The sequence below is a fragment of the Streptomyces sp. NPDC030245 genome, assembly GCF_055572995.1.
Genome location: NZ_JBVICF010000005.1, coordinates 498,530 through 516,103, shown reverse-complemented (window position 1 = coordinate 516,103; position 17,574 = coordinate 498,530). Strand labels below are relative to the sequence as shown.

Below are 17,574 nucleotides of genomic sequence, written 5' to 3'. Positions count from 1 at the left end.
CCACAAAAGTAGCTCAACCGAGCGCTGTTGCGGCCCCCTTGAACACCAATCCACACCCAAGAGCGAGGACGACGCACGCCGAACCGAGCGGCAGGAACCGCCGGGCACAGCGCCGCGCCCACGCCGGACCGCGGCCGCGCCCCACGAGCGAGCCCGCGCGCACCACGAGGAAGCCGGCGGCCGTCAGCGCGGCGGCGAGCCCCACGCCGTACGCCACCACGAGCAGCAGCCCGAACCAGGCCTCACCGAGCGCGGCGGCGCCCACCAGCACGACCACGGCGGACGGGCTGGGCACGAGACCTCCGGCGAACCCGAGGAAGAGGGTGCCGCGCAGCCCACCGCCGTGGGAGTGCGCATGATGCCCGTGCCCGTGCCCGTGCCCGTGCCCGTGATCGTGGCCGTGATGGTGCACGTGGTCCGTCCGGCGTCGCTGCCACGCCCTGCGGACGAGCAGCACCCCCGCGCCCGTGACGAGCAGCCCGCTCACCGCACTGAGCCAGGCGACCACCGAAGGGCCCGCGGCGGAACCGCCGCTCACCAGCAGGCCGAGGGCGAGCACGCCCAGCGTGTGCGTGACCGTCACGGACGCGGCGAGCGGCAGCACATCGCGCGCGGAGGCACGGCCGCGGGCCGCCGCCGCGGCGGCCATCAGCGTCTTGCCGTGCCCCGGCGCGAGGGCGTGCAGCGCGCCCAGGAGCACGGCGGTGCCGAGGGCGACCGCCGCGAAGCCCGGTGTGAGCGGGTGCCGGCCGACGAGCCCGGTCAGGCGCTGCGCCCACCGGTCCGCGCCGCGCGGCAGCACGGTGGCCGCCCCTTCGGGAGCCGTGGCCCTGTCGTCGGTGAGGGCGGGCCCGCCGGGCGCGACCCGCAGTGACGCGGACATGGTGTCCGGCGGGGCGGAGAGCAACCGCTCCGGGTACCGGGTGAGCCGCCCGGACACGGAAGTCGCCGGTACGTCGGACCGGGTGAGGGTCGTCCGGTCGCCCCGGGCGGTGATCTCCCGCCAGCCGGTACGGTCGCGTGCTCCGCTGCGGAACCGGACGGTCACGTCGCCCTTTCCGGGCAGGGGAGCGCTGAGGGCGCACTCCACGCGGAGTGTGTCGAGCCCGGCCTGCCCCGGGCGCACGCTGACCCGGGAGGCGCCCGTGTCCAGCGCGACGCGGCGCCCGGCCACGTGCACACGGGCGTCGTCCGCGGCGGCCCGGCAGCGCTGCCCGGCCCACCGCGCGCGTCCCATCTCACGGATGCGGGGTGCGGCCTGGGCGGCCGGGATCTCCGCCAGGTCCTCCACGTGTTCGACCGTCAACCGCCCCGGTGCGACGACGAGCCCGTCGTACCGGCTGACGGTGAAGTTGCCCAGGGGGTGGGCGTGGGCGGTGCCGCCGGGGGCGCCCAGAGCGACCACCGCCCCCACCGCCACGCCCCCCAGGAGCAACCGCGCCCGCCCACGCCCGCCGGCCGGCCCGCCCCGAAGACCCCAGCCCCTCACGTGCCGCCACCCCCGCCCCCGACCGCCCGCAACGCCGCCCGCGCCGCCCGCGAACCCACCGGCGAGAAGCCGGGATTCAACCGCAGCGCCGCCTTCAGTGACCTCCGTGCCGCCCCGACCTCCCCCACGGCCCGCTCGATCATTCCTCGGTGGTACAGGAACGCCGCCTCCCGGAACCCCGTCCCCGTGGCCCGGCGCGCGTACCGCAGCGCCTCCTCGTCCCGCCCGTTCACATGCAGCGCCCAGCCGAGCGCGTCCGCCGTGTGCACCGTCCGGCGCCTGCCCCACTCCGCCCGCGCCGCCCGCAGTGCCTGCGCCCGGTCCCCGTGGTCGGCCGAGGCGAGCGCCGTGTCCAGGTCGGGCCGCACGCCGTTCGCGCGGGCCAGCGCGGCCCACGCGGCCACGAGGCGGTACTGCTCCCGGGCCCGCCCCGGCTCGCCCCGCGCCTCGTACAGTTCGCCGAGCGCCAGCGCGGGGCCCGGCAGCGGCTGCCGCGCCACGACCTCGCGCAGCCCGGCGATCGCCGCGCTGTGCTCGCCGCGCGCCGCCCGCGCCCGCGCCCGGCACTCCAGGGCGGGCAGGTGGGTGGCATCCGCGCGCAGAGCGGTCCCGCAGTGCCGCAGCGCGGCCCCGTAATCGCCCTGGCGCCAGGCCAGTTGCCCGAGCGCGGTCGCCACGTACGCGATGTCGCCGGGCGCCCTGGCCCCGTCGAGCGCCCGGCGCAGGACGCGCCGAGCGGCGGGCACGTCGCCGTGCAACTCCCGTACGTACGCGTACCGCGTGAAGACGGGCACCCCGGGCCGCCGCGCGTCCGCCTCGTCGGCCGCGCGGGACGCCGCGCCGTACCGCCCGAGTTCGACGAGGGCGTCGATGCGGGTGGCCAGCGCCCCCTCGCTGTAGGGGTTCTCGGCGAGCGCCGCCGTGGCGTACCGCAGGGCGCCGCGGAAGTCGTGCCGCGCGGCCGCGACGGCGGCGCGCCCCGCGAGCGCCGCGTCGTTGCCGGGGCGCAGCTCCAGGGAGCGGTCCAGGGCGCGGTCCGCCGCGCCGTACAGGGCCGGGTCGCCGCGGGTGCGGGCCTGTTCGACGTGGGCCGTCCCGAGCGCCGCCCAGGACGCGAAGTCCGCGGGGTGGTCGCGCAGCCGGGACCGGAGCGCGGCCACGCCTCGGTCGAGGTCCTGGCCGCGCAGGCCGTCGAGCGGCAGGGAGGGCCCCGCGGCGGCGGGAGCCGTCCGCCCCGCCCCGCCCTCGGGGCCGCTGAGCGCGACGGCGCCCGAGGTGAGGGCGAGCGCGAGGGCGACGACGGCGACGGAGTTCCGTACCAAGGTGCGTGCCATGCAAGAGACCAGCCTTCGTGCGGGGGAGGGATGGAAGGCGCGGCCCGCGGGGAATCCACCGCGGGCCGCGCCCGTCGTCGAGGGCCTCAGACGGTTCCGTCGAGCCCGTCGGCGGCCCCGCGCCCGCGGCCGCGCCACCAGGCGAGCCCGAGCCCCACGAGCAGCACCCCGGCGGTCCCGGCCGCCGCCGAGGCGATCAGCACCGTGTCGTCGGCTCCGCCGGACGGCGCGGAGGACGTGGCGGCCCCGGGCGCGGCGCCGCCCACGAGGGCGTCACGCGCCGATGTGTCGCCGCCGCCCTTGGCCGCCGGCGCGTGCGTCGGGGACGTGGGCAGCGCCACGTAGGGGAAGGTCTTGCCGAACGCCCGGTCATTGGCGTTCACCGCGTCGCCCAGGTCGTTCTCGGCGCCGACGAGTTCCCCCGCGACGGCCTGGAGCTCGATGTCGACGACGTCGTCGGCGAGCCGCCGCCCGTTCGGGAAGCCCGCGTTGTCGCCGTCGAGGACGCCGAGCCGCTTCGGGTCGGCGGACGGCTTGACGGAGGTGTTGAGGCGCAGGGCCTCTGCCGGGCGTACGCCGGGCGGCTGGTTGAGGTCCCGCACGCCGGTGAGGAAGACGGAGACCAGGTCCTTCCTGGGCTCGGCCGGGGCCTTGACGCCGTAGAACTTCTCCAGCAGCTTCGGCAGCTCGGGCTTCTGTACGTACGGCAGGAAGTCCGCGTCGTTCCACGGCGAGGACGCGTTGAACCTGTCCTTGTCGCGCAGCGGCACGACGACCTCGTTGACCAGCGGGTTGCCGAGCCGTGAGACCTGCGTCCAGTCGCCCTTGGCGTTCTTGCGCTGGGTCGTCGACCAGACGCCCACCGTCGGCTGCTTCGCCGACTGGCGTATCTCGGCGCTCGGCACCTGGAGCGCGACCGTGTTCACGTTGTAGCCCTTGAGGGTGTCCTTGCCGACCTGGGAGAGGTCGCCTCCGTAGAGCAGGTCGAACACCTGGAGGTCCAGGAAGAAGGGGTCGTCGGCCTGTCCGACGTACGACGTGCCGCCGCCCGCGACCTTCCGCACGGCCTGGTCGCGCAGCTTCTTGTAGTCGGGCATCGAGGCGTTGCCCACCCGCGACGGGGCGACCGGCAGGTCGTCGGCGAGCTTCTTCGTGGAGACGACCTTCTGGTCCTTCAGCTTCAGCAGATCGATGTCGTACGACTGCGTGATGTTGAGGTCGGGATCGTCGAGGTCGGTCACCGGGCCGGTGTTGTACAGGAAGGTGTTGCCGTTCTTGACCTTCGTGTCGAACGTCCACCGGTAGAGCAGGTCGCCCTGGGCGTCGCCGTCGCTGTCGATGTGGATGTCGTACTGGGCGTCCTCGGGGAACAGATAGAAGTTGGGGCCGCCCGCGGGCTCCTCGAAGGGGGTCCAGTTCGCCACGAGGGTCGTGGTGTCCGGCTTGTCGGGACTCACGAACGCGTACACGTCCGTGTTGTCGTACTGCGGCTGCCCCGAGATCAGCGGGGCCTCCCGGTGGCTGGAGGCCTGTGCGGCCCCTGGCTCAAGCGCACTCACCCCGGCGGCTGCGAGACCCCCGGTGGCGAGCGCGCAGCAGACCAGCGCGGCAAGGCCGCGACGGCCCGCCCCGCTCCTGGCGATTGCTGACATCGCATCCGTCCTTACGCGCCTGTTGTGCCTGACTGACACAGCGCATTCGGGGCGGAACGGCGTACGGATTGGCCGGGTTTCCGCGCGCGGCGGCCGGTGGCGGCCGGTGCCGGTCCAGGAGGAGACACGTGAGATGGCCCACGTCACCGGAGCGCCGTCGTGCTGCACGCGCCCCTTGCGTGACCCCCTGTGCGGCCCGGGTGCCGGGCCGGAGGCGGCTGGCGGTGCACGGTCAGGCCGAATGTCCAACTCGCCCTGGAATCAGTCGGATTCGGAGAGTAATCGTCAACCTCCTTGTGGGGTAGGTGAATCCTGAGCCCGGGATACACGCGTGTCAGGATGGGGCGATAGGGTTAACCTGCCCTGGGCCGGGTGCCCTCGTACGGGTGGGGAGTGACATGGAACAGATAACGGTGCGCAGCAGGGCGCGTGTCCCTGCGATCACTTGTGGCAGCAGCGCGAGCAGTTCGCGTCTCGACCGCCATCTCTCGGTGCTGGGCGGTCCCGCCGTCCCGCAGCGGGAGGCGCACGAGGCGACGCTGCTGATGCGTGAGCTGACCTCGCGTGACACCGCGCACGCCCGCAGCAGCAGGGGTGCCCGAGTGAGGCGAGTCTCGCTCTTCGCGCCACTGCGCCGGTTGCGGCGCTCGCTGTTCGGCGGACGCTGACCGCGGGTGGCCCCCGGGACTGAACCGCCGCTCCGCGGCGGGTCTTTCCCGCCACCCAGCTCTCCCCGTAAGCCCCACCAGAAGCCCCACCAGTACAGATTCAGTCGAACCGCACCGACCGCCGGGCCCACGCCCAGACTCCCCCGGTCGGTGCGTTCTGCTGTCAGCGCTCGCCGCGGGCGTACCGCCGGACGGCGAGCGGCACACAGAGTGCCAGCAGCGCCAGCGACCAGAGGACCGACCCCGCCACCGGATGGGTGACCGGCCAGGCCGCGTCCGTCGGGACGGGCGCGTTGCCGCACAGGTCGCGCACCGCCGTCGCCACCGCGCTGATCGGATTCCACTCGGCGACGGACCGCAGCCAGGACGGCAGCCCGTCGGTGGGCAGATACGCGTTCGACAGCAGCGGCAGCATGAACGTGGCGCTGCCCAGCTGGCCCGCCGCCTCCTCGCTCCGCGACGCGAGGCCCAGCAGGATCCCGACCCACGTGGTCGCGAACCGGAAGAGCATCAGCAGCCCGAACGCGCCGGCCGCCGCGAGCGGCCCGCCCTCGGTCCGCCACCCCATGGCGAGCCCCACGAGCACCAGCGGCACGAGCCCCGCCGCGGTGGTCACCAGATCGGCGAGCGCCTGCCCGAGCGGCACCGCGGCCCTGCTCACCGGCAGCGTCCTGAGCCGGTCCGTCACGCCCCGGTGGGTGTCCTGGGCGGCGGTGAACATCCCGTTCATGATGCCGCCCGCAGCGGTCGCGACGAGCATGCCGGGCACGAGGAAGGCCCGGTAGTCGGAGCCGGGCATCGCGAGGGCGCTGCCGAAGACGTAGCCGAAGAAGAGCAGGAAGACGATCGGCATGGTCTGGGTCATGACCAGGATCGCGGGCGCGTGCCGGACGCGTCGCAGGTGCCGGCCGAGCACGGCCGTGCCGTCGTACAGGAGGGCGTGCACGGGGGAGACCTCCGGGGGTCGGGGACCGCTCGTGCGGTCCTGGGCGGTGGCGGCAGTCGGGCTCACGGCACGAGCCGCAGGAAGACGTCGTCCAGCGACGGGCGGCGCAGGCTCGCGTCGACGACGGGAACCCCCGCCGCGTCCAGCTCGCGGACGAGCCGCGGCAGCGTGAGGGGCTGCGGCACGATGTCGCTGTACAACTACGTGCCGCGCAAGGAGGACCTGTACGAACTGATGGTCGACCTGGTCAGCGGTGAGTACGAGCTGTCCGAGGAGGCCGTGGGCGGCGACTGGTACGCGGAGATGCTCGCGCTCGGCCGGCAGACCCGGGCGATCCTGCGGCGGCACCCGTGGCTGGTGCACGTCATGTCGACGGTCTACGGATCGAGCCCGAACGCGCTGCGATATCTGGAGCACTGCCTCGGTGTCCTGGAGGGTCTCGACGCGCCCTGCGGCACCAAGATGGAGCTCATCGCGATGGTCAACGGCACGGCGATGACCGCCGTGGCCAACGAGATCGCCATCGCCGAGCGCGCGAGGGGTCTGCCGTGGTCGGCGCGGGAGGAGCAGGAGGCCAGGACGGCCTACCTGGTCCGGCAGGTGGCGGGCGGGGTGTACCCGCGACTGGCGGCCATGCTGGCACAGGCGCCACCGCCCGGCGACGCGGACGAGAGTTTCGAGCGGGCGCTGCGGCGCCTTCTCGACTCCTTCCGCTGAACGTTTCGCTGAGCGCTTCGGGGTGCTCGTGCGGGCCGGATGTGGCTGGTCGCGCAGTTCCCCGCGCCCCTTCAGGGGCGCGTCGGCGCGCCCCTCAGATCAGGGCGAACTGGCCGTCCGGGCCCTCCTCGTGGTGGTCGAGGACCGAGGCGGGGCGTCGTGCGGGGGTCGGTACGGGGAGGATGCCTGCGGCGTGCAGGGCGGCCGCGGGGAGTGGGGCGCCGGGGGATGCCGCCAACTCGGCCTGCTCCGGGGCGAGTTCCGCCAGCAGTGTGAGGACCGTGAGCAGTTCGAGGAGCTCGGAGGTCCACGGCTGGGGCCACGCCGGGGGCCGGATCGCCTCCAGCGTGCCCGCCTCGGCCGCCTCCGTGCGCCGTGCGAACCACCGCTCGACGACACGCACCCCGCTCACCTCGTACTCCCACGCCTCCCTCGCCACCGGCGAGATGACGCCCTCCTCGCCGACGCGCAGGGCCTCGTCATCGGCGTCGTACGCCAGGACGGCGGGCCGGGCGGGCAGCGGCGCCCGGACGTACGGCCTGCGGCCGCCCGGCAGCTTCGGGCGCTCGCCGTCGCCGCGCAGCTGGAGGCGCAGGAGCCGCTGCCCGAGCTCCACGCCCCGCGCCCAGACCCCGGCGTCGCGGGTGAGCGGCGCCCGGCAGCCCGCCGCGGAACCGGTGCCGACCGCGAGCACCCACGCGAGCAGGGCGCGCGCGGTGACCTCCTGGCCGAGCAGCTGCGAAAGGTGCGCGAGCAGCCCCGGCGCCACATTGGGCTCCCGGCCGCCGGGGCGGCGGAACAGCGGCCGTATCCGGCCCGGCCGTCCGGCGGGCGAGCGGCCGTCCGGCAGGACCGCCGACGCGAGGACGGCGGGCCCCGCGGCCCCGGGGACGTGCCCCTGCTCGACGGCGAAGAGCTGGCCTTCGCCCGCGACCCGCCACAGCTCGGGCCGGGCGACGTCGAGCAGGCGGTGGTCGGGGATCAGCCACTGCTCGTCGAACGGCCCGTGCAGGACGCGCACGGGCTCGGGGCAGGGGCCGGACTCCCTGGCCAGCCGGCCCGTGCCGCCGGTGTGGCCGGGCAGCTGGGCCACCGCGGTGTGCAGGGTGCGGGCGCGGGTGGGGCGGAAGAGGGCCTCGCGGTCCGGGCCCTCGGCGCGGACGAAGGCGTTCCAACGCGCCCGCAGGGATGCCGGGTCCGGGCCCATCGGCCACCCGCGGCCCGGCCGGAGCGGTGCGACGGACCACGGCATGAGGTCCGCGAGCAGCGGCGCTTCGTCGTGCGTCACGCCCGGCATCGTACGACGTGCCCGCCCGCGCCCGTCACGTCGCGTCGAGCGTGACCGAGAAGGAGAAGCGGTCGCCGCGGTAGTGGATGCGGGCCACGTCCAGGGTGCGGCCCTCCTCGTCGTACGTGACGCCGGTGTAGTGCAGGATCGGGCTGAGCAGCGGCACTTCGAGCAGCCGCGCGGTCTCCGGGTCGGCGAGCGTCGCCTCGACGGTGTCGGTGATGCGGCTGATGCGGACGCCCACCACGTCGCGCAGGACCTTCGTCATCGGCCAGCGCGCGAGGTCGGCGGGCTCGATGCGGGCGGCGAGGTCCGGGCGGACGTAGTTGCGGGCGTGGTTGGTGGGCTCGCCCGTCTTCTCGTCGCTGCGCAGCCGGTGGTACGTCGCGACCTCGGCCGCCCCGGGGAAGTGCCCGGCCAGTTCGGCGGGGAGCGGAGCGGTGCCGTGTTCAAGGAGCCGGGTGGTCATGCCCGACTGCTGGGCCACGATCGCGTCGACCGAGCCGAGCAGCCGGACGGGGGAGCCGCGCCGCGCGCTCGGCTCGATGAAGGTGCCGCGCCGCCGGTGGCGGGTGATCAGCCCCTCGTCCTCCAGCTCCTTCAGCGCCTGCCGCATGGTCAGCACGCTCACGCCGTAGTGCCCCGCCAGCTGCTCCTCGGTGGGCAGCCGGAGCGGGGCGTCGGGGGTGCGGCCCAGTATCGAGGCGCGCAGGGACTGTGACACCTGGTACCAGAGCGGCAGTTTCCGATTCAGGACGATCGAGTCCGGGGCGAAAGCGGTCACGGTCTCTCCGAATCAGGGTGCTGATACGTCAGTTGCGGAAGTGGCGCTCCAGACCCTGCCATACGTCGTCGTAACCGCGCTGGAGGTGGGACGCGGTGGCCGCCTGCTCCGTCGCCGTCACCGGCCAGCGCGTCTCGAACATGAAGGCGAGGCCGTCGTCGATCTTCTGCGGCTTCAGCTCGGCGGCCGACGCCCTCTCGAACGTCTCGCGGTCCGGACCGTGCGCCGACATCATGTTGTGCAGCGAGCCGCCGCCCGGCACGAAGCCCTCCGCCTTCGCGTCGTACGCGCCCTCGATCAGGCCCATGTACTCGCTCATCACGTTCCGGTGGAAGTACGGCGGCCGGAAGGTGTCCTCGCCCACCAGCCAGCGCGGGGCGAACACCACGAAGTCGACGCCCGCGAGGCCCGGGGTGTCGGACGGCGAGGTGAGCACCGTGAAGATCGACGGGTCCGGGTGGTCGTAGCTGATCGAGCCGATCACGTTGAAGCGGTGCAGGTCGTAGACGTACGGGACGTGGTTGCCGTGCCAGGCGACCACGTCGAGCGGGGAGTGGTCGTACGTCGCGCGCCAGAGGTTGCCGCAGAACTTGTTCACCACCTCGACCGGGCCCTCGACGTCCTCGTACGCGGCGACGGGCGCCCGGAAGTCCCGCGCGTTCGCCAGGCCGTTGGCGCCGATCGGGCCGAGGTCGGGGAGCTGGAAGGGGGTGCCGTAGTTCTCGCACACGTACCCGCGGGCGGTCGCGTCGAGGAGCTCCACGCGGAAGCGGACGCCGCGCGGGATCAGCGCGACCTCGCCGGGCTCGGCGTGCAGCAGCCCGAACTCGGTGCGCAGGAGCAGCCCGCCGCTCTCCGGCACGATCAGGAGCTCACCGTCCGCGTCGCTGAACACCCGCTGCGACATGGAGGAGTTGGCGTGGTAGAGGTGGATGCCCATGCCGGTGCGCTGCGTCGCGTCGCCGTTGCCGCCAAGGGTCCACAGGCCCGCCAGGAAGTCCGTGCCGGGCGCGGGCTCCGGGAGCGGGTTCCAGCGCAGCCGGTTCGGGTCGGGCACCGTCTCGGTGAAGGGGGCCGTGCGCAGCGCGCCGTTGTCGGCCCGCGTGAACCGCGGGTGCGCCGCCGAGGGGCGGATGCGGTAGAGCCACGAGCGGCGGTTGTGGGCGCGCGGCTCGGTGAAGGCGGAGCCGCTCAGCTGCTCGGCGTAGAGCCCGAGGGGTGCGCGCTGCGGCGAATTGCGGCCGTGCGGCAGGGCGCCGGGCACCGCCTCCGAGCTGTGTTCGTTGCCGAAGCCGGAGAGATAGGACAGCCCTTCAGCGGCCTTCCGGGCGTCGCCCGCTCCCGCGTCCGCTCCGCCGGTGTTGCTTGCGTGGTCCCCGCGCATCACAGCTCCCTCGTCAACGATTCCTATGGGACACCGTAGGATTCGCGTTTTCCTTCCGCAAGAGGGAGCCAGGAATGTGAGCGGTGCTCTACTCTCCCGGAATGCGCCACCCGAACCCGTCCGGCAGCCGAGCGAACCCGTCCGACGGTCGACCGAACCCGCCCGACGGCCACTCGACCCCGTCCGGCGGCCACCCGAACCCGCCCAAGGACCCCAGGGCCCCGGCCTCCATGCGCCGCGTCCCCGTGCAGGAGCGCAGCGCCGAGCGCCTCACCCGCATCCTCGACGCCTGTGCCGCCGTCCTCGACGAGACCGGTTACGAAGGCCTCACCACCCGCGCCGTGGCCCAGCGCGCGGGCGTCCCGATCGGCTCGGTCTACCGCTTCTTCGGCAACAAACGGGCCCTCGCCGACGCCCTCGCCCACCGCAACCTCGACGCCTACGCGGAGCGCGTGGCCGCACGCGTGACCGGCGTGGCGCGCGGCGACTGGCGCGGCGCCGTCGACGCCGCCTTCGACGAGTACCTGGCGATGATGCGCACCGTCCCCGGCTTCGGCCTCGTGGACTTCGGCATCCCCTCCGCCCCCGACGCGATGCCCGACGCCAACTCGCAGGTCGCCGAGCGGGTGGCGGCCCTGCTCGCGGACCACCTGAACCGCCCGCTCGACGCCGGGCTGCGCCGCACGATGCTGGTCGGCGTCGAGGCGGTCGACGCGGTCCTCCAGCTGGCGTTCCGCGCCGACCCGGCGGGCGACTCCGCGCTCGTCGACGAGGCGCGGATCCTGCTGCACGCCTACTTCGCGCGGTCGCTGGACTGAGCGCGGCGCCTGGGCGGACCGCGCGGGCCGCTCGCACCGGTCTTCGTCCGAACGGGCCCCGCACCACGGCCAGTTGCTAAAGTGATCGCACCCGCAGGCGGGCCGAGGGGGGACATGGCACGAGTGGTGTGCGTCCACGGGGTCGGTCAACAGCACGTGGGCGAGAGCCAGTTGCTCGCCGCCTGGCATCCCGCGCTCGCCGACGGCCTGATTCGCGCCGGCGCGGCGCCCCTGGCCGTGTCGGACATGACCTGCGTCTTCTACGGCGATCTGTTCCGGCCCGCGGGCCGCACGCTCGGCCTGCTCGATCCGCCGCTCGACGCCTCGGACGTCGCCGAAGGCCTGGAGAGCGACCTGCTCCTGGGGTGGTGGGCGGAGGCCGCCCGCACCGACCCCGCCGTCCTGCCGCCCGACGCCCGCACCCTCGCGCGCACCCCGCGCACCGTGCAGCGAGCCCTCGACGCGCTGAGCCGCTCCCGGTTCTTCGCCGGCGTGGCCCTGCGCTCCCTCGTCCTCGACCTCAAGCAGGTGCGCGCCTACCTCACCGACCCGGCCGTCCACGCCGAGGTCCAGCGCCGCGTCGCCGCCGCCGTCACCCCCGACACGCGCGTCGTCATCGGCCACTCCCTGGGCAGCGTCGTCGCCTACGAAGCCCTGTGCGCGCACTCCGAGTGGCCCGCCAGGGCGCTGCTGACGCTCGGCTCCCCGCTGGGCATCCGTCACCTCGTCTTCGACCGGCTGCGCGTCGGCGAGCACGGCAGCCCGGGGGACTGGCCGGGCCGCGTCGAGCAGTGGACCAACATCGCGGACGAAGGAGACGTGGTCGCCCTCGTCAAGGACCTGCGCCCGCTCTTCGGGGAGCGCGTGCGCGGCCACCTCGTGCACAACGGCTCCAAGGCCCACGACGCCACCCGCTACCTGTGCACCGAGGAGGCGGGCAGAGCGGTGAGCGAGGGGAGCGGTGAGTGAGTGAAGTGATGGGTGGTGCGGTGAGCGAGGGGTGCGGTGAGCGAGGGGCGCGGTGACGGCTGAGGACGGCGCGGTGACCGGCGCCCCCGCGCCGCCGCCCCCGCCCGCCCGCCGCTTCCTGCTGTCGACCGCGGTCACGGACGTCCACGCCCACCCGGAGGCGGCACGCCCCGAACTCGCCGACGACGTGGCCCGCATCGACCGGCTCCTCCTCGGCGAACTCGACTACCGCAGGGGCGCCGACCTGGGCCTCGACCCGACCCGCGAACAACTCACCAAGGCCCTGCGGAAGTTCGCCACCGACCCCGAGCGCACCCCCGACGACTACGTGGTCCTCTACCTCACCTGCCACGGCGTCACCGCCGAAGGCAGCGGCCGGCACTATCTGCTCCTCGCCGACAGCGACGCGCGCGACCTGCCCGGCACCGCCCTGCCCACCGAAGACCTCGTGACCCTGCTGTGGGAGGGCACTCCCGTGGCCCGGCTCCTGGTCCTCATCGACGCCTGCTACGCCGAGGAGGGCGCCGACAGCGCCCTGCGCGCCGCCCTCGAAGCGCGCCGCTCCGACCCGGGCTCCACCGGCGCGGGCTCCACCGGCCTGGTGATCGTCGCCGCGTCCCGGCGCAAGGAGGAAGCGCTGGCCGGAGCCCTCTCCGCGGCCTTCGACCGGGCCGTGCGCAGCCAGGCCACCGCGGGGCACGCGCCCGCCCACATCGGCATCGGCCAGGTCATGCGCGCCATCAAGGCCGACCCCGAGGTGCCGGCGACGCAGCGGGCCATCTGGTCCATGGCCCACGCCGACGCCGACATCCCCGACTTCCTGCCCAACCCCCGCCACATCCCCGGCGCCTCCGGCCTGAAGCTGGAGGAGATCGACCGGATCGTCGACCTCGCCGGGCGTGAACGCCGGGCCAGGAAAGCCGAACTGACCGGGTTCTTCCTCCCCAGGGCGCGCGGCACCGACGTGCCCACCGAGGAGGTCTGGGACTTCACCGGCCGGCACACCGCGCTCACCGACATCACCGACTGGCTCGCCCCCCACCGCGCCGCCGACCGCCTGTGCGTGGTCACCGGGGACCCCGGCTCCGGCAAGTCCTCCCTGCTCGGCATGGTCACCGTGCTCACCGACGCGGCCCACGGCGCCGCCGTGCCCCGCGCCGGCCTGCCCGCCAGGCTCCCCGGACCCGGCGCCGTGGACGTCGCCGTCAACGCCAGTCACAAGACGAAACGGCAGCTTCTCGACGCGCTCGCCGCCGCCTCCGGCTGCGCCGCCGCGTCGCTCGGCGCGCTCGCCGCGCACCTCCAGGCGAGACCCGAACCCCTCGTCGTCCTCATGGACTCCCTCGACGAGGCGCTCGACCCGCACGAGACCGTCGAGGAACTCATCGCGCCGCTCACCGACCCGCGACGCCAGCTGCCGGTGCGCCTCCTCGTCGGCGCCCGCCCCCACATCGCCCGCCTGCTGCCCCGCACCGCGAGCCGCGTCGACCTCGACGACGCACGCCACGCCGACCCCGACGCCGTGCGCGCCTACACCCGCACCCTGCTCACCACCCCCGGGTCGGTGCTGTGCACGGCGCCGCCCGACCGGGTCGACGCCATCGCCCAGGCCATCGCCGAGGCGGCAGGACGCTCCTTCCTGGTGGCCCGGATCACCGCGCGCACCACGGCCCGTGAGACCCGGGTGCCCGACCCGGACGACCGGCGCTGGCGCGACGCACTGCCGCGCCTGCCCGGTCAGGCCATGGAGCGCGACCTGGAGCAGCGCCTCGGCCCCCTCGCGGGCCGCGCCCGCGACCTGCTGCGCCCGCTCGCCTTCGCGCAGGGCGTGGGCCTGCCCTGGGCCGGGGTGTGGCCGCGCCTCGCGGCGGCCCTCAGCGGCTGCCCGTACGGCGACGAGGACATCGTCTGGCTGCGGAAGGCCGCGGGTTCCTACCTGGTCGAGGACGTCGAGTCCACCGGGGACGGCGTCTCCGTGTACCGCGTCTACCACCGTGCCCTCGTCGAGTACCTGCGCGAGGGCCGGGACGCCGAGCGGGTGCAGGCCACCGTCGCGGAGGTGCTGAAGGGCCTCGACCACCCCTACGTACGGCGGTACCTCGCCCTGCACGCGGCCGAGGGCGGCGTCCTCGACCCGCTGGTGGAGGACGCCGACTTCGTGCTCACCGCCGACCCCGACCAGCTGCTCGCCGCGCTGCCCCGGCTGCGCACGGCCAGGGGGCGGCGGGCCGGGCGTGCCGTGCGGGACGTGGAGGAGCTGCTGCGCGGGAGCCGGGTGCGCACCGCCGACCCCGGGAGCCGCGCCCGGCTGGGGCTCGCCGCCGCCTGCCGCAAGGCGACCGGGCTCGCCGCGTCGTGCGACCGGGGCGACCTGCCCTGGCGGGCCAGGTGGGCGGCGTGGAACCCGCACGGCGGGGCACGGCGGTACGAGGGGATGGATGCCGACCCGGCGAGCGGCATCGTGGTGCCGGTGGACGAAGGGGCGTACTTCCTGGAGAAGCAGCCCTTCCGTTCCGACGTCACGGTGTGGGACCTGGACACCGGCGACCGCTCGGACCGGCCGGCCACCGACGAGTCCGTGCTGGGCTCCACGTGGACGGCGACACCCCAACTGCCGGGCTGCGCGGCGGCGTTGTCGGACTACCGGCACGTGACATGGCGGCAGGGCGAGATCTTCCCGCGCCAGTGGCGGCTGCTGCACGTCTTCGACGCGGCCCGGGGCGGGTACTGGTGTTGGCGGCTCCCTCCTCACCCCGGGACCGACGCCGGGCACGAGCGCCTCGGGCTGCGCCGGGCGGCACAGGTGCAGGTGTGGGGCGACGTCGACGGGCAGGGGCCGCCGACCCGCGCGGTGCTGCGCTTCGCGGGCGGTGACTGTCTCACGTACGCACTGGGCACGCAGAGCGCGCAACCGCGGCCGTCCCGGCGCCGTCGGCGTGCGCTGCTCGACTTCGAGCGGATACGACAGGAGCGGCTCGAAGTGCAGCTCGGGGGGGAGTGCGTGGGCCGCTTCGCGTCGGGCGACGCGCGGTCGGGGACGTCGGCGCGGATCACCGCGCTGGCCGCGCTGCCCCCGGGGTACGGCCACCTGATGCTCGCGGGGTGCTCCGACGCCACCGTACGGATCACCGACCTCGACGTGTTCGGCCCGGCCGTCCCCACCGGGCACGACGGTGAGATCCTCGACCTCGCGCAGGTGGCCGAGCACGCCCAGGGCGATCTCGTCGTCACCCTGGGCGCCGACGGGACGGTCCGCCTGACCTCGCTCACCGACGAGGTGCCCGTGCGCACCCTGCTCGCCGGCGTCCCGCCGCCCCGCGCGCTCGCCGTGCGCCGGGTGGGCCGCCAGTGGGTCGTGGCCGTCGCCACCTCGGACGGGCTGCTGCACCGCGTCGACCTGGACAGCGGGCGCCCGCTGGGGCTGCCGCTGCGGATCGGGAGCGGCGGCCGGGTGCGCCTCGCGGCGTTCCGGCTCGGTCCGACGGAGTGCGTGGGCGTCCAGGGCGCCGGGCGCGGTCTCCAGCTGTACGACCTGGTCACGGGCGACCGCGTCGGCGGGCAGGAGGAACTGCACGAGGCGGCGGCGGTGTGCGCGGTGGACGGGACGACCGCCATCGGCGGCGACGACGGGGTGATCCGGCTCTGGTCCGGCGTGCACGCCGCCGACTCCACCCGGATCAACGCCCACGAGGCGCCCGTGCTCGCCGTCGGCGAGGTGCGCGCGAGGGGCACGCGCGGCGCCCTGGTGAGCGTCGGGCGGGACCATCTGATCCGCTGCTGGGACGTCGTCGAGCAGCGGGAGCTGTGGCGGCGGAGGCTGCCCCACCCGGAGCCGTGGACGTACTCGCTGGTGTCCTGCGCGACGGTCGGCCGCACCCGCGAGGGGCACGGCCTGGTGGTGACCGGGGAGATCGGCGGCCGGGTGACCGTGCTGACGCTGATCGGCACAGTGCCCCTGTCGGAGCGGGAGTTCACCGTCCCGGGCATCGTGACCGCCGTGACGACGGGCACGGTGAGCGGCCGTGACGTGGTCGTGGCCGCCACCGACAGCGGCCGCGTCGCCTGCTGGGACGTGACGCACGGCAGGTGGTACGGGCTGGGACCCGAACCCGAACACCGTGCCTGGACCACGGCGTTGGCCCTCGACCCCGAAGGGTCCGGGCGGCTGCTCGCGGGCGCCGACGACGGCACCGTACGGGAGTGGTCCCTGCCCGCCTGCCGCCCCCTCGGGGAGCCGCTCCTCCTGCACGAGGCGCCCGTGCACGCCCTCGCCTTCGCCCGGGGGACGCGCAGCACGCGGGCCTTCAGCGCGGGCGGTGACCGCCGCCTCGTGACGGTCCGGGGCGGGGCGTGGCAGCGCCGGCTCCCGCTGCCCCTGCGGTCGTTGGCGCGGGCGGACGGCGGAGGGCTGCTCGGCGGCGACGAGCGGGGCACGCTGTGGCGGCTCGACGAGAGGGCCGAGGGCTGGGAGCTGACCGAGGCCCTGGACGCCGTGCCGAGCGCGACGGCCGTCGCAGCGTTCGCCGTGGACGGGGGGACCGCCGTCGCGGTCGGCGGGTCCGACGGGACGGTCCAGGTGCGCGACGGTGTGAACGGTGCGCTGCGGCACCAGCTGCGGCCCGCCTGTGAGAGCGCGGTCGTGGAGCTGATGGGGTCGAGCGGGCCGGCGCCCGGTGGCGCGGCGCGGCCCGTGCTGTTCACGCGGAGCGAGCTGGGAGTCCTTGAGCGCTGGGGCCTCGGGGGCGCGCAGGGCGAGCGGCCAGGGAGAACGGTGCTGCGTGAGATCGTCCTGTCCGGCGGGGGCGCCCTGTCGGGGCTGGTGCGACTGGCGGGGCGGGGCCCGCACGGCGGTGACGAGGCGCTGGCGCTCGACTTCCGGAGCGACTTCGGCCACGCGCCCGTGGGCGTGCACTCCATCGACCACGGAGGGGCCGGGAGCCGCGACTGGCCCTCCTGCGGCCGCTCCCCGTATCCGCTGACCGGCGGCGCGGCGGCGGTGCGCTGCGGGAACCGGTGGCTCATCGGTGTCCCGACGCCCCATGGCCTCAGCCTCGTGGACGCCGAGACCGGGCACCGGGCGCTGGTGCCGGGCCGGCATGCGGTGCTGGCGCTCGGCGCGACCCCGGACGGCCCCGACGAGCTGATCCTCGTCGGCCGGTCGGGCACCTCGGTGCTGCCCGTGGCCCCGGTCCTCGCGGGACTCGGTGAGGGGCCGGGGCCCGGGCCGCGGCTGGACGTGCGGGCCACGCACGAGCACCCGAGCACGCTCTTCGGCGTGCGGCACGCCGCCGTGCTGCCCGGCGGTGCCACGTACGCCGTCGCGGCCTGGCGGCATCTCGTGGTGGTCGGGGCCAGGGACGGCGTCCCGCGGACGGGCCTCGAACTCCCCTCCGTCTGCACGGGTCTGGCCGCGGGTCCGGGCGGCGAGCTCGCCGTCGCCACCCGCAACGGCGCGATTCTCTTCGACGTCCCCGACGCACGGCCGTGACCTGGAGTTTTGCGCTTATTGCTCGCGCGTCAACATC

At 75.0% G+C, this 17,574-nt stretch carries 12 protein-coding genes and 1 pseudogene; 5 read left to right on the top strand and 8 right to left on the bottom strand.

Annotation, left to right across the window (positions count from 1 at the left end):
* Positions 1-13: 13 nt before the first annotated feature.
* The 3 genes from ACZ4Z4_RS16950 to ACZ4Z4_RS16940 form a co-directional block, all read right to left on the bottom strand.
* The gene (locus tag ACZ4Z4_RS16950; protein WP_468327499.1) at positions 14-1,405 is read right to left on the bottom strand and encodes a nickel transporter; all 1,392 of its coding nucleotides are present in this window, start codon (positions 1,403-1,405) and stop codon (positions 14-16) included.
* A gap of 80 nt (positions 1,406-1,485) precedes the next feature.
* A complete protein-coding gene (locus tag ACZ4Z4_RS16945) occupies positions 1,486-2,823 on the bottom strand; it encodes a tetratricopeptide repeat protein (protein ID WP_468327497.1) in 1,338 nt (445 codons plus the stop codon).
* Positions 2,824-2,909: 86 nt separating this feature from the next.
* The gene (locus tag ACZ4Z4_RS16940; RefSeq protein ID WP_468327495.1) at positions 2,910-4,475 is read right to left on the bottom strand and encodes a DUF4331 domain-containing protein; all 1,566 of its coding nucleotides are present in this window, start codon (positions 4,473-4,475) and stop codon (positions 2,910-2,912) included.
* Between the two features lie 398 nt (positions 4,476-4,873).
* On the opposite strand from ACZ4Z4_RS16940, the gene ACZ4Z4_RS16935 reads away from it, so the two are divergent.
* Entirely contained in the window at positions 4,874-5,143 is a 270-nt protein-coding gene (locus ACZ4Z4_RS16935) for a hypothetical protein (protein ID WP_468327493.1), read from the top strand.
* A gap of 163 nt (positions 5,144-5,306) precedes the next feature.
* Here ACZ4Z4_RS16935 and ACZ4Z4_RS16930 read toward each other — a convergent pair whose 3' ends face one another.
* Positions 5,307-6,089, bottom strand: coding sequence for an ABC transporter permease (locus tag ACZ4Z4_RS16930; RefSeq protein ID WP_468327700.1), 783 nt, complete (start codon positions 6,087-6,089; stop codon positions 5,307-5,309).
* A gap of 62 nt (positions 6,090-6,151) precedes the next feature.
* Positions 6,152-6,262 (bottom strand): annotated as a pseudogene (locus ACZ4Z4_RS16925) (daunorubicin/doxorubicin resistance ABC transporter ATP-binding protein DrrA); the annotation flags it as partial.
* A 13-nt stretch (positions 6,263-6,275) separates the two neighbouring features.
* On the opposite strand from ACZ4Z4_RS16925, the gene ACZ4Z4_RS16920 reads away from it, so the two are divergent.
* Positions 6,276-6,806 carry a TetR/AcrR family transcriptional regulator C-terminal domain-containing protein gene (locus tag ACZ4Z4_RS16920; protein WP_468327491.1) on the top strand — a complete coding sequence of 177 codons (531 nt, stop codon included), beginning with the start codon at positions 6,276-6,278 and terminating at the stop codon, positions 6,804-6,806.
* Positions 6,807-6,900: 94 nt separating this feature from the next.
* On the opposite strand, the gene ACZ4Z4_RS16915 is transcribed toward ACZ4Z4_RS16920, so the two are convergent.
* The 3 genes from ACZ4Z4_RS16915 to hmgA are packed head-to-tail and all read right to left on the bottom strand — an operon-like array spanning position 6,901 to position 10,262.
* Positions 6,901-8,103, bottom strand: coding sequence for a type ISP restriction/modification enzyme (locus ACZ4Z4_RS16915; protein WP_468327489.1), 1,203 nt, complete (start codon positions 8,101-8,103; stop codon positions 6,901-6,903).
* A 25-nt stretch (positions 8,104-8,128) separates the two neighbouring features.
* Positions 8,129-8,878, bottom strand: coding sequence for a GntR family transcriptional regulator (locus ACZ4Z4_RS16910; protein WP_468327487.1), 750 nt, complete (start codon positions 8,876-8,878; stop codon positions 8,129-8,131).
* Positions 8,879-8,906: 28 nt separating this feature from the next.
* Entirely contained in the window at positions 8,907-10,262 is a 1,356-nt protein-coding gene (hmgA, locus tag ACZ4Z4_RS16905) for a homogentisate 1,2-dioxygenase (protein ID WP_468327485.1), read from the bottom strand.
* A gap of 230 nt (positions 10,263-10,492) precedes the next feature.
* Between hmgA and ACZ4Z4_RS16900 the strand changes: the two genes are divergently transcribed.
* The 3 genes from ACZ4Z4_RS16900 to ACZ4Z4_RS16890 all read left to right on the top strand — a co-directional run bounded on the left by ACZ4Z4_RS16900 (position 10,493) and on the right by ACZ4Z4_RS16890 (position 17,537).
* Positions 10,493-11,080 carry a TetR/AcrR family transcriptional regulator gene (locus ACZ4Z4_RS16900; RefSeq protein WP_468327698.1) on the top strand — a complete coding sequence of 196 codons (588 nt, stop codon included), beginning with the start codon at positions 10,493-10,495 and terminating at the stop codon, positions 11,078-11,080.
* 114 nt (positions 11,081-11,194) lie between these two features.
* Positions 11,195-12,049: a hypothetical protein gene (locus tag ACZ4Z4_RS16895; protein ID WP_468327483.1), complete on the top strand. Its 855-nt coding sequence runs from the start codon at positions 11,195-11,197 to the stop codon at positions 12,047-12,049.
* Positions 12,050-12,101: 52 nt separating this feature from the next.
* A complete protein-coding gene (locus ACZ4Z4_RS16890) occupies positions 12,102-17,537 on the top strand; it encodes a caspase family protein (protein ID WP_468327481.1) in 5,436 nt (1,811 codons plus the stop codon).
* The last annotated feature ends 37 nt before the right edge of the window (positions 17,538-17,574 follow it).